The organism is Desulfoluna sp. (assembly GCF_030145185.1).
Taxonomy (GTDB): Bacteria; Desulfobacterota; Desulfobacteria; order Desulfobacterales; family Desulfolunaceae; genus Desulfoluna.
In genome coordinates this window covers 25625-37989 of the sequence record NZ_JAQYWB010000057.1, presented here as the reverse complement: position 1 = coordinate 37989, position 12365 = coordinate 25625, and the positions used below count along the sequence as shown (strand labels likewise).

The window sequence follows — 12365 nt, the reverse complement described above, 5'->3', positions numbered from 1 at the left end:
AAAGGTAAGCCGGTTAGCGGCTTACCTTTGTTGAGTGCCGGGCGGTCTACTCTCTGTTGCACTTGCCTTCGCGTTGCCGCGACTCCTCGTTATGGAGCACCCTGCCCTGCGGTGTTCGGACTTTCCTCCCGGTTGCCTTGGCAACCCAGCGATCATCTGTCCCCCTCCAACCGTCTTCCGATTGTGACCGTGTTATACCTCAAAACGACGGAAAGGCAAATGGCGATTTTCACCTCGACTCACATGCGACGGAAACGGCCTGAAAAATAGACTTTTTTTTCAGGCCGAACCGTGAATATCAGTCGTCGTTTTCAAAATAAAGAATCCGATGACATCGGGGACAATGGTGAAGCCCTCCCAGCTTTTTGAGCTCAATGGCCTGCTGGGGAGGAAGATTCATAAAACAGCCGTAACACACCCCGCCGGAGACCTTAACCACTGCCAGGCGATCGGTGGTTTTAAGAAGCTTCTCGTAATGATCCAACAGAGCCGGAGGCAAACTCTTCACGACATCCTCATGCTCACGGGCCATGCCCTCCAGAGTTTCACGTTCCTCGACGGTATCGTTATAAATTTCATTCTCAATGCTCTTAACCTTCTCCGACTCGGCGGTGTGGGCTTCGCTGATCTCGGCCATTTTTTTTTCGCGGCCTTCCAGCTCATCCAAAAGGATAATCAGCGTTTCCTCAAGCTCTCCAACCCGCTTGGTGTTGTCGTCCACTTCACGGCGAAGTACCTGATAATCCTTGTTGTTTGTCACAACGCGCAGGTATTCCTGACTTTTGACCACACGGGTATTGAGCTCAACGACCTCCTCTTCAATGGCCGCATACCGCTTCTGTTCCCCAGCCAACTCCTCCTGGGCCACCTCAAGCTCGATATCGAGCTCCTTCAGGCGCGCGCCCTGAACAGCTGTCTGGGAAACCGTCCCTTTCAACTTCTTTTGAATCCGCGCCGACTCCGTCTCAATTTTTTGAAGACGCGCCAGTGTGTCAACCTGCTCCCGGGTCACATTAAGATTACGCATGTAATTTATTAAGCCTCCCATATCTATGAACCGGCCTCTGCCGGTGGATGTGTCGCTACCCGATAAACGCTGTCACAATTTCACATTGCCATCACGGCCACAGCCGCTGTCTGATACGGCGACATATCCGTCAAACAAATACAAAGGGGTCCTTCTCGAGGGTGCTCACCACCACATCCACCTTGAGGCCTCTCTCTTTAATTTTTTCTTTCAAAATTTGAGCCATCAGGGTGCATGAAAAATGCTCGGTCCCAAAATGACCGGCATCCACAAGCCCTTTCCCCATCTCCTCGACGGTACGGGCATCATGGTATTTTAACTCGCCGCTGATAAAGACATCCGCCCCGCTTTTGTAAAAGGCCTTCATGAGCGAAGCCCCACTGCCGGTACAGACAGCAGCCCGATGAACCGGCATCTCGGGATTGCCCACCACCTTTACCATGGGCATACCGAAGGCTGCCTTGATCCGTTCAGCAAGATCTTTCAAGCGGATGGCGGGATTGAATGTGCCCACCCGCCCCAGACCGGAACCCGATGCGTCGCCATCTGCCCCGGGCAACAGGGGATAGATATTGTACTCCATGGTTTCATAAGGATGCACAGCCCGCACCGCACAGAGCACATGATCTACCTGGGAGCGCTTGACCACCGTCTCCACCCGGACTTCGTCCACGCAGCTCATCTTCCCGGGAAACCCCTCAGAAGGCTCCGCTCCCTGCTCAGGCATGTACGTCCCCCGCCCCGGTGAGGAGAACGAGCAGCAGCTGTACTTCCCAATGGAACCGGCACCGCCGGAGAAAAGAGCTTTCATCACCTTGTGACGATACTCTTCAGGCACAAAAAAAACCAATTTCACTGTTTCGGAATCAAACGAAGGCATCAGGGGCACCGGATGATCCATACCGATCATTTCAGAAAAAACGTCATTCATTCCGCCGGGGGCACTGTCAAGGTTGGTGTGGGCTGAGTAAATGCTGAGGGGGGAGGAAACGGATCGGGCGATGATGCCGCCAAGGGGGGTATCGAGGTTCAGGGTCTTCAAGGGGGTGAAGATGAGAGGATGGTGTGTAATCAGCATCTCCGCCCCGTCGTCTGCGGCTGCAGCCACCACCTCCGGGGTGGGATCGAGGGCGATGTGAATCCGAGTGACTGTTTGATCTGTCCGACCAATCTGCAGCCCCACATTATCCCATTGTTCCGCAAGGGATGATGGTGCCAGTTCCTCCATCATGGAGATTATCTCAGAAACCGTTACGCTCATCTGTCCTCCATTCTTCTCTTAAAGGCCCTGCAACCATGCCGCAGGCACCCCTTCAATAAAAAAGGCGTGATGGCCTTTTAGCCAACACGCCTTGGTGTTTAAAAACTGTCCCGGCATTTTGCAACATCTTTCATGGTGCTTTATCCGCCTTGGTTCGTGAAAAAAAGGGGTGCATCTTAAGCCTTTAAGGGGCTTCCTTTTCCACGGTATATTTTGAGCTGGTGGGCCCACCTGGATTCGAACCAGGGACCGACCGGTTATGAGCCGGTGGCTCTACCAAGCTGAGCTATAGGCCCGTGCATCAAGGTGAGTATCATTACCCTTGGCGGCCCCCCTTTGTCAAGGGTTATCCACCACACAAACGGCATAGGACGTCCCTTTTTCCGGCAACGGCAAAGGGACGTCCCTCACCTTAGATCTCGATAAAACTTTTAAGCTTTTTACTCCGGGTGGGGTGCCGCAGTTTTCTCAGGGCCTTGGCCTCAATCTGGCGAATACGCTCTCGGGTGACGGCAAAGTCTTTGCCGACCTCTTCGAGGGTATGATCCGCCTTCTCACCAATGCCGAAACGCATCCGAAGCACCTTCTCTTCCCTCGGGGTCAGGGTCGCCAGAACCTTCCGGGTCTTTTCGGCCAGGTTCATGTTCACGGCCGCATCGGAGGGAAGCATAAATTTCTTGTCTTCGATAAAATCACCCAGATGGCTGTCTTCCTCTTCCCCGATGGGGGTCTCGAGGCTGATAGGTTCTCGGGCAATCTTAAGAACACGGCGAACCTTGTCCAGTGGAATCTCCATCTTATCGGCGATCTCTTCAGGGGAGGGTTCACGCCCCAACTCCTGGACCAGATAACGACTGGTACGGATCAGCTTGTTGATGGTTTCGATCATGTGCACAGGAATACGAATGGTGCGCGCCTGATCGGCTATGGCTCGGGTGATGGCCTGCCTGATCCACCAGGTAGCATACGTACTGAACTTGTAGCCCCTTCGGTACTCAAACTTATCCACCGCCTTCATCAAGCCGATGTTCCCTTCCTGAATCAGATCAAGAAACTGCAAACCCCTGTTGGTGTATTTCTTGGCAATACTGACCACCAGGCGAAGGTTGGCCTTGACCAACTCACTCTTGGCCTCCTTGGCCCGGACTTTGCCCTCTTCGATGGATGAGGCAATACGGGACAAAATGCGCCCGTTGGCCTTGATGCCAAGCTCACGCTCTTCGATCTGCAGCTGCAGATAGGCAAAATCGGGATAAATACTGAGAAGCTTCTCTTCCCCCAGAGCACTTTTGTCCATGGCCCAGGCGATAAAGGTCTGTGGATCAACCAGCTGCCCCCTGAACTCCGTGACGGAGGTACCAAAGGTGTCGGCACAGCGCCCCAGCACCTTGTTCATGGCATCAAACCAACCAATATTCTCGAGAATTTTGGCATCGATGATGTCCGAGACACTCACCTCCAGCCGCCACTCCTTCAGGAGATTAAATATCTTTTCGGTTCGACGACTGACGGATCGCCTGATCTTACGCTGCTCATCCGAGGAGAGCTCTTCGGTAAAAATACGATACCGGAGCCCCGTGTTCTCATCATGAATGATACGAATTTCGGCAATGGTCTTGAGAAACTCACCCACCAGATTCTTCTCGTCAACGGCTCCGTCCCCTTCGTCCACATCACGCAAAACGTTCTTGGGACGCAGTTTTTCAGAGGCAATGCCGTCGGCAAGTGAAAGAATATAGCCCACCGCGATGGTGGTATCGAGTTGGTGGCGCAGGACTTCCTGATCGCCCAACTCAATTTTTTTGGCGATCTCGATTTCCCCTTCCCTGGAGAGGAGGGTCACCATGCCCATCTCACGAAGATACATTTTTACAGGATCGGTAACCGTGCCGTAATCGGCCGCCCCGGTTTCGGAATCAAAGGCCGCGACCTTCTTTTTCGGGGTCGCCGGGCTGTCCATGGGCATCTCGGAATCCAATTCGGCGGGTTCGTCATCCTTCTCGTCCCCATCGTCATGATCCGAGTCGCTTTCCGCAACCACCTTGATATCCATCTCCTGAAGCATCACAACGATGTCATCCAGGCGATCCGAAGAGTCCACGCTATCCGGAAGCACCTCATTGATCTCATCATACGTGAGGACTCCGACTTTTTTACCCTTCACAAGCAGAGCCTTAAATGCTGACTCTTGTTTCTTCTTGCTCTTCTCGGGAGAGGTATCGGACTTGTTGGTCATATGGTTTTGCCTCCTGCAACCCCGGATTGATGTTTAACCTTCTTGGCTTCATCATGACGTCTCTTCAGGTCCTGGGAAAAGCGTCGTTTCTCTTCCAGCAGAGCCAGCAGAAGGACATGATCTCCATGCACTTCCGCCTCCCTGATTCTTTTTGAGAGGTCATCGCCTAATCTGTTTCTATTGCGGACATACTGATCAATCAGAGCAACACACCGCTGGTGAATCACCGGGAACTCATCAATGGCAAGACGCGCCACCCATTCCCTTTGCCCCTCCTCCCGAAGGTTCATAAGAAGCCAGTCCGTCATGGCCTCCGGAGGTCCGTCATAAGCCAGGGCCGTGGAGCAAAGCCCCTTGAGTCCTGGATCTTCGAAATAGTCTGTAATTCCAACATCCCTGCAATAGGCATGGATCCCGGCGTAACGGACAAGCATGGAAACGATCTGCAGCTCCAAGCTGTTCCCGGTCGGAATTCGCCCCACAGGTCTTTCAGGTCTATCGCTTTGCGAACCAGGCCCGGAATAACGGTGTCCCGCCCCCGGATCCTGATGAATTTTTTCACTGACCGCCCCTTCATCGATGCCCACCTTATCGGCCAACACGCGAATATAAAGAGAACGGGCCACCCGATCCTCTAAGGCGAGGAGGGGCTCCTTCATATCGGCAAGGACCTTCAACCGCCCTTCCACACTGAGCCCGTGACGCCGAATGGAAGCGTCCATTAAAAACTCCAGAAGATCCATGGCGTTCTCTGCCATGGACAAAAACGCCTCAGGCCCCGACTCCCGAACAAATGAGTCTGGATCGTGACCCGTGGGCAATACAAGCACTTTTGCCGTCATGTACTCTTTCTGAAACACCGGCACACTGCGAAGAGCCGCCCGGATCCCGGCTTGATCAGAATCAAAAACCAAGACAAACCGTTCGGCACCGCACCGTGAAAGAAGACGTACATGATCCCGAGTCAAGGCCGTTCCAAGCGTGGCCGTCGCCTGGGTGATACCATGTTGAAACAGGGCCAGAACATCGAAGTAACCCTCAACAACAAAGGCCATGCCGCTTTGACGGATCCCCTCACGCGCAGCATGGAGCCCATAAAGAGAACGGGCCTTATGATAAACAGGCGTCTCGGGCGAGTTGAGATACTTTGGCAACGCGTCATCCATCACGCGGCCCCCAAACCCCGATACCTGCATGGCTGTATCAACTATCGGAAAGACGATGCGATTCCTGAAGCGATCGTAGAACCGTCCCGTCTCTTCTTTGGCAATAAGCAACCCACTGTTCACCGCAATATCCACGGGCACCCGATGCGAAGAGAGACACTGAGACACGGCATCCCAGGAATCCGGCGCATACCCAAGACCAAAGCGTTCCATGGTCTCTTCACTGATGCCCCGGTTTCGAAGGTAAGCCAGCGCCTGGGTGCCCACGGACCCTTTGAGGGTCTGTGTAAAAAAATCGGCTGCCAGACGATTGGCCAGAAAAATTTTTTCCCGGGCACCTATTTTTTCTTTCTCTTCAGGGCTCAAGGCACGCTCCGGCACCTCAATGCCACAACGGCTGCCCAATGCACGCACGGTCTCCGGGAAGGTCAACCCGTCACGCTTCATGACAAAGTTGAAGACACTGCCCCCGGCTCCGCATCCAAAGCAATAGTAGATCTGTTTTGTCGGACTGACAGTAAAGGAGGGAGTTTTTTCGGAGTGAAACGGACAAAGACCTGCAAAGTTGCTTCCCGTCTTTTTCATCTGAACGGTTTCTGAGACAACCTGAACAATATCAGTCGCGTGCTTAATGTCTGTGATCACTGATTCAGGAATCAAGTGCAAAAAGCTCCTGTCCGCGAGAGTCGGTATCCAATCCAAAAAAAACCACATCGATGGCGACCGTAAAGGAGAGTCACACCATCGGCAGGTCGTCTGCCATACCACTTATTTTATATTCAAAGCCCTCACGCCAGGTGAAAGCCACTCATACTGAGTGATGGAACCCTTCATTTAACCGTCTGAAAGGACGCCTTGCCTCTGCCACGGCCGCAAAAAGGAGCCAACCCGCTAAAAAAACAGGATATACAAGTAAAATTATTCATTATAAATAAGCGAAGGCGATTGACGGTAAGTCCGCCCAAGCAGGTGCATAAGTTAATGCCAGTTGCATCTTTGTCAAGAACTATTTTTAAGTCCCCCACCCAAGCAGGGAGGAACACTCTAAAAAACGATTATGGATCCTGTGTCACCGCGCCGACAGGAAGAGGCCGGCCCCCCATTTGAACCATGGACGTTACCAGCCCTTTGAATCCCCCTTCAGCGAGCACTGCCACCGTTACCCAGCGCGCCTTTCGCGAGATAAACCGCTTCAGGGTCAAAAGATTCTCGCTGAGAGGCTGCTGGGCCTCATCAAAAGAACCCTTCCAAAGCACCCGCCCCGTCGCAGTCTCCAATAAAAGAGCTTTAAAGGCCACCGACGCCGGACGGCTCACCGACCAGTCAGAGCCGATGCGCTCCTCATATCGTTCGACTCGTCCCAAGAGGACACAAGGAGCTCCTTGCTCTTTCAATGCAGCCACCCGCTCCTCCAGACCCGTTGCCGGAGCCAGGGAAACCGTCGCCCTCACCCCATTTTCCTCGAGACACGCGGCCATCCGCTTCGCCAGCTCCGTTGCCAAAGCATCGGCAGAGAGAGAGGCCTCACGCCCCTCCTCCCGCTCATGGTCAATGTACACGCTATCTTCAGGCGCCTCCCAGGAGAAGGGCAGGACCACCACCGAATTGCAGGAAAATAAGGAGACAGGGACCACCGGCTGGCTTGGCTGACGCAAGGGGGAGCAGGCAAAGAGCGTCAGCATAAATAAGACGGGGAGCCAAAATCGTTTCCCGACGACGGGTTCTCGCGTGGGGTACCCCATGCACACCTCCCGGTATGACCGCCCGGAATCATTATGGCAACGGTCGTTGTTAAATCACACCCTTGGTAGAGCGAACCCCTTCGATGCGCGGATCGATGGAGACCGCTTGGTCCAGCGCGCGCCCCAGGGATTTAAACACCCCTTCGATAATGTGGTGATCATTCGTACCATACCGTACGTTGATATGAAGATTCATCCCCGCTTTAACTGAGAGGGCCTGGAAAAATTCCTGGGCCAACCAGGCGTCAAAGTTGCCATCCCGAACCCGATGGTCAGGAAAATTGTACACGAGGTAGGGCCGATTGGAGAGATCTAAGGCCACTTCCGCCAGGGTTTCATCCATGGGCGTGACGGCCAGGCCATACCGCCTGATCCCGGCCCGGTCTCCCAGGGCGTCGGCAATGGCCATGCCGAGGGCAAGCCCTGTGTCTTCGACGGTATGGTGGGCATCGATCTCCAGATCTCCGTCGGCCTTCAGGGTCAGGTCAAAAAAACCATGGGCCGCGAAGAGGGTCAACATGTGATCGAAATAGGGGATGCCGGTCTTCACATCCGCCCTGCCCCTGCCGTCCAGGTCGAGGTCAATGGAAATACGGGTCTCTTGGGTGTTGCGCGTGATGGTCGCTGTGCGTGTCATATTGAGATGCCTGTGAATCATCCGAGTTGAGGCGCTGAAATAGGGACAGAGGGGGTTTTTGACGTTTGTGGGGTGGCGTGTTGAAGGCTGACGTCCGGTGCTTCCACCGAAGCCCCGTTTTGGAACCCCGGAACAACAAAAAAATGCGGAATGGCTTGTAGAAAAACGTCAAAACCCCAATTATTTTATCCCAACCCAATTATCAGATTGGTCATAAAGGGTCAATATAAAAAAGTCTTTTCACTTCCGCATGTTGTATGTTACGAAGAATGTTTTTTCATGCATTACACCTTTATTTCGATAACACCTGAAAACAACTGAAAAAAATTGCCCTTTCAGAAGCCTGTGATGCATGCAGAGTGCTTGCCGAACAAAAATACATTCCCGAGCCATTCAGGTCGGAAAGCCACGAGAAGGACGTGTTGTATGAGTGTCAGAACCGTACTGGAAGATGCCATCAAAACCTGTACCTCAGATCAGGACAAAATAATCTCCCCGGAAGAGACCGTGGCCCGTTTTAAAAAAAAGGCCGAACACCTGGCCCTCGATATTTTTAAAGAGACCTCAAGAATCGACAACGGCAGGCTCGATATTCCCGTATTTTTCAGCCTCTGTGGCAAAGATGCCTCCTCCCTCACCGGAACGGCCAAACAAATGGGCAAAGGGGCCACCCCCCAGCAGTCTGAGGCCAGCGCTGTCATGGAATTGGCGGAACGATTCAGCTTTTTTGCCTTCAAGGCCGATGAGAGTCATTTTTTCACCAACACCTACCGCAACGTCAAAGATCGCGCCCTCCCCTTCGACTTGATTGCCCAATCGGTCCACGACAAAAAAACCCCCGCTGAAACGGCCGAAGCCCTCTTTTCAGATATCCCTTTCCAGTGGACACCGGCCTGGAACCTCACCCGGGGGGAAGAGATGCTCATTCCCTTTGACTGGTTTTTTACCATCAACGAATTCAACGGCCCCTCTGCCGGCAACTGCCGGGAAGAGGCGATCTGTCAAGGCATCTCAGAGGTTGTGGAGCGTCACGTCTGCTCCCTGGTGAGCCAGGGCAAGCAGATCACGCCCACCATCGACCCGGATACCGCCACCGACCCCGCCGTCCGGGAGATGATCTCGAAATACCGTAAAAACGGCATCCGCCTCGTTTGCTCCGACCTCTCCCTTGACACCGGCATCCCCACGGTGGGCGTGCTGGCCTGGGACCCTGCCACCTTTCCAGAATCCAGTGAACTGGTCTGGACCGCCGGGACCGCTCCCGACCCTGAAAAAGCCATGAGCCGAGCCTTGACCGAAGTGGCTCAGCTGGCCGGGGATTTCAACACCGGCGCCAATTATGTGGCCAGCGGGCTGCCCAAATACACCGATCTCGCCGAGGCCGCGTTCATCACCCACCCTCAGCCCTCCGTGCCCCTGACCTCCCTGCCGGATCTGTCAAACGCCAACATCAAGGTCGAGATCGAGGCGTGCGTAGCGGCCCTTAAAGCCATCGGGATGGAGATTCTCCTTGTCGAAACCACCCACCCGGAGCTCGGCATCCCCACCTTCTACACCATCATCCCCGGCGCCCACTTCCGCGAACGCAGCCTGGGAACCAGCGTCCCCATGTTCGTCGCCAAAGTGATCACGGAAAAATTTGAGCCGGCGGCAGCCCTTGCACGCATCGTAACGCTCGAAGAAGCTGTCGGGGAACGCTACTACTTCCACTTCTACAGGGGCCAGATCCTACTGAATCGGGGGGACTACGATGACGCCCTCGCAGCCTTTAAACACGCCCTGGCAGCCCACCCCGACACCCAGGAGATCCCGTCCATCTGCTCCTGGATGGGGGTTTGTCTCAAAGAGACGGGACGCTACCAAGAGGCCCTGGGCATTCTCAAAACCGGCCTCGACCTGGACCCCGAGCGTGAAGACATCTACAACCTCATGGGTTTTTGCCACTACATGATGGCTAATCATGAGAAGGCCATTGAGGCCTTCCGGCAAGCGCTCCGCCTCAACCCCAACTCCGCCATCGATTATGCCAACATCGCCTCCAACTACCGGGAACTCGGTACCCTCGACAAAGCCATCATCTACTTCAAAATGGCGCTTAAGATGGACCCCGCCATTGACTTTGCCCGATCCAACCTTAAAATGCTGGTAGAACCCGTCTGATCATAAAAACGCCGCCGGCCCCAGAGGCCGGCGGCGTGTTCACTCCCAGGCACAGAAAGAGCCCCCTGACCCGGATATTTCACGAAAATCAGACAGAATACCGTGGATTACATTTTGCATTTTTGAAACGACTAAAAATATGACTGCAAAGTACTGTCATTACGAATTATTCCTTAGTCCTGATTGTTTTCTCATGAAATATCCGGGCTGACGGCTTATACAGAGCGTCCGGTCGATACGTCCGCCGACATGACATCCCGCTCACTCCAGTTAAAAATTTCACCCCAATTCACCAACTCACCGGTGCCGCTTTCACTGTCGGTGCCAGAGCTTTTACGGATCGTCAAAAAATCTTCAAAATGTCCCAGCACCAGGTCCGTCAGATCGGGATCGAAATGCTTTTCCCGTTGATCCTCGATGAGGGAATAAATCACATCCGGGGGATAAGGGTCTTTATAGGGCCGCTTGGTAGAAAGGGCGTCAAAAACATCGGCGATGCACACGATGCGCCCGGCAAGGGGGATCCGTTCGCCGGAAAGCCCCTGGGGATACCCGGTGCCATCCCACTTTTCGTGATGCGCAATGGCAACCTGCTGACCAAGCCGCAACACATCCGACTGGGCGTTGGCCAGTATCCGTGCACCAATGGCCGGGTGGGTCTGAATCACATTAAATTCATTGCCGGACAACCGCGATGGCTTCATCAGGATATTGTCTGGAATGCCGATCTTACCGATATCATGCATGGCCGCTCCATACCGAATCCGGTCCACCCAAGCCCCATCCATATTCAATTTTTCCGCAAGAAAAGCACTGTAGGTTCCCATGCGTGTGATGTGACTCCCGGTATTTTCATCCCGGTACTCTGCAGCCGTCACAAGACGATTGATGGTATCGAGATAAGAGGCCTTCAACTCCTGATGAGTTTCCCTCAGGCCCCTGGCAAGAAGGCGTTCACGCAACACGCGCCGGATCCTCAAAACCACTTCGCTTGGCGCCATGGGTTTCAAAATAAAGTCCTCGGCACCGGCCTGAATCATCTGTTCGTAATTGAATTCATCAATGTGACCGGTCATCACGATAGGGTCGGCGGTGTACTGAGCCCGAATCAGCCGAACCAACTCAATACCTCCCATCTCCGGCATGTCCACATCCGTCAGCACAATGTCTACCGGATGATCATTCAAAACATCCAGAGCTTCCAGGCCATTTGAAGCCTGATGACAGACAAACCCCTGCTTTTCCATCACCCGGCATAGAATCATCCGAATGGTCTCATCGTCATCCACAATCAACAGGCGGGGCGAATCGTTTTCTTTCTGCATATCCATAGGCTGGTGCTCCCAAAGGATAAACCGGGTAAAATGAGGAATTACGGAAGGGCCATCAAGGAGAAACGGATGATCAGGTAAAAAACAGACGCTCTGCAGGCAGGAACCATCATTGCAACAAAAGGGAAGCCCTGACGACCCGCCAAAAAATCCGGACGCCACCTTGAACCCTGCCAACGAGTCTCTTCGAAACGCAGGAACCAGAAGTGACACCACCCTTTTTTCGAGCCGCCTCTTTCTGAATCATGAACAATTGAATGGACTTAGTATACCCCAAACCCATGACCTCAACAACGGAGAATCGCGCGTCATGCAAAAAGAGGGGGATCCCATCGGATCGCCATAGCCCTGCCCGGCCACGCAGCGGCTCCCCTCTCAGGCGTCATGCCGATTCGGGGTCATGGGTCTCCAGCACCATAAAACTGGCCGTCCCACTCACCACGAGGGTTCCGCGCGAATCACGAACCTCACCGGTCAGGTGAAGGTGACGACGCGAACGCGCCGTCACCCTTGCCGTAATAATGATATAAGGCTCATCACGAGCCACCGGCTTCACAAAGGTGGTATTGATGTGTGTGGTCACACTGGTGGTCCCCAGAAGCACGGTAAGCGGACCGTACGTGTTGTCCATGGCCGCCACAACCATACCGCCCTGCATCACCCCCATGGGGTTCCGATACCTCGCCTGCACAGGAAAACGAACCTCGATGGATTCTTTCTCTTCATCAAAGAGAAGAATCTCTGCCCCCATGTCCCGGAACACCTCCGGTGGATCAAACACAAAACCCATCGTTCCTCCCCATTT

The 12365-nt window shown here is 53.8% G+C and carries 9 protein-coding genes and 1 tRNA gene; 1 reads left to right on the top strand and 9 read right to left on the bottom strand.

The genetic code is table 11. From position 1 onward, the window contains the following. Positions 1-298 precede the first annotated feature (298 nt). The 7 genes from Q1Q75_RS16875 to hisB form a co-directional block, all read right to left on the bottom strand. Complete coding sequence (locus tag Q1Q75_RS16875) at positions 299-1027, bottom strand: C4-type zinc ribbon domain-containing protein (RefSeq protein ID WP_300672987.1); 729 nt, start codon at positions 1025-1027, stop codon at positions 299-301. 130 nt (positions 1028-1157) lie between these two features. Beyond that, positions 1158-2288: a Nif3-like dinuclear metal center hexameric protein gene (locus Q1Q75_RS16870; RefSeq protein WP_300672985.1), complete on the bottom strand. Its 1131-nt coding sequence runs from the start codon at positions 2286-2288 to the stop codon at positions 1158-1160. 219 nt (positions 2289-2507) lie between these two features. Continuing rightward, positions 2508-2584: transfer RNA gene (locus tag Q1Q75_RS16865), tRNA-Ile, on the bottom strand. A 116-nt stretch (positions 2585-2700) separates the two neighbouring features. Further along, the gene (rpoD, locus tag Q1Q75_RS16860) at positions 2701-4524 is read right to left on the bottom strand and encodes an RNA polymerase sigma factor RpoD (protein WP_300672983.1); all 1824 of its coding nucleotides are present in this window, start codon (positions 4522-4524) and stop codon (positions 2701-2703) included. Next, the gene (dnaG, locus tag Q1Q75_RS16855) at positions 4521-6350 is read right to left on the bottom strand and encodes a DNA primase (RefSeq protein WP_300672981.1); all 1830 of its coding nucleotides are present in this window, start codon (positions 6348-6350) and stop codon (positions 4521-4523) included. The genes rpoD and dnaG overlap by 4 nt, the downstream gene beginning before the upstream one ends. Positions 6351-6745: 395 nt before the next feature. After that, positions 6746-7432, bottom strand: coding sequence for a hypothetical protein (locus Q1Q75_RS16850; RefSeq protein ID WP_300672979.1), 687 nt, complete (start codon positions 7430-7432; stop codon positions 6746-6748). A gap of 49 nt (positions 7433-7481) precedes the next feature. Then, positions 7482-8069, bottom strand: coding sequence for an imidazoleglycerol-phosphate dehydratase HisB (gene hisB, locus Q1Q75_RS16845; RefSeq protein WP_300672976.1), 588 nt, complete (start codon positions 8067-8069; stop codon positions 7482-7484). 426 nt (positions 8070-8495) lie between these two features. Between hisB and Q1Q75_RS16840 the strand changes: the two genes are divergently transcribed. After that, on the top strand, positions 8496-10229 hold the full coding sequence (locus tag Q1Q75_RS16840) for a YcaO-like family protein (protein WP_300672974.1): 1734 nt from the start codon (positions 8496-8498) through the stop codon (positions 10227-10229). A gap of 215 nt (positions 10230-10444) precedes the next feature. Here the strand turns inward: Q1Q75_RS16840 and Q1Q75_RS16835 are convergent, their stop codons facing one another. Both Q1Q75_RS16835 and Q1Q75_RS16830 read right to left on the bottom strand, forming a co-directional pair. Continuing rightward, a complete protein-coding gene (locus tag Q1Q75_RS16835) occupies positions 10445-11560 on the bottom strand; it encodes an HD domain-containing phosphohydrolase (protein WP_300672971.1) in 1116 nt (371 codons plus the stop codon). 382 nt (positions 11561-11942) lie between these two features. Then, positions 11943-12350, bottom strand: a complete 408-nt coding sequence (locus Q1Q75_RS16830; protein ID WP_300672969.1) for a PaaI family thioesterase — start codon at positions 12348-12350, stop codon at positions 11943-11945. Positions 12351-12365: the final 15 nt, after the last annotated feature.

What these genes read in the sequence shown, in the direction of transcription:
- Q1Q75_RS16875 (WP_300672987.1), bottom strand. Translation starts at nt 1,027, where the DNA reads ATGCGTAATCTTAATGTGACCCGGGAGCAGGTTGACACACTGGCGCGT.
- Q1Q75_RS16870 (WP_300672985.1), bottom strand. Translation starts at nt 2,288, where the DNA reads ATGAGCGTAACGGTTTCTGAGATAATCTCCATGATGGAGGAACTGGCA.
- rpoD (WP_300672983.1), bottom strand. Translation starts at nt 4,524, where the DNA reads ATGACCAACAAGTCCGATACCTCTCCCGAGAAGAGCAAGAAGAAACAA.
- Q1Q75_RS16850 (WP_300672979.1), bottom strand. Translation starts at nt 7,432, where the DNA reads ATGGGGTACCCCACGCGAGAACCCGTCGTCGGGAAACGATTTTGGCTC.
- hisB (WP_300672976.1), bottom strand. Translation starts at nt 8,069, where the DNA reads ATGACACGCACAGCGACCATCACGCGCAACACCCAAGAGACCCGTATT.
- Q1Q75_RS16840 (WP_300672974.1), top strand. Translation starts at nt 8,496, where the DNA reads ATGAGTGTCAGAACCGTACTGGAAGATGCCATCAAAACCTGTACCTCA.
- Q1Q75_RS16835 (WP_300672971.1), bottom strand. Translation starts at nt 11,560, where the DNA reads ATGGATATGCAGAAAGAAAACGATTCGCCCCGCCTGTTGATTGTGGAT.
- Q1Q75_RS16830 (WP_300672969.1), bottom strand. Translation starts at nt 12,350, where the DNA reads ATGGGTTTTGTGTTTGATCCACCGGAGGTGTTCCGGGACATGGGGGCA.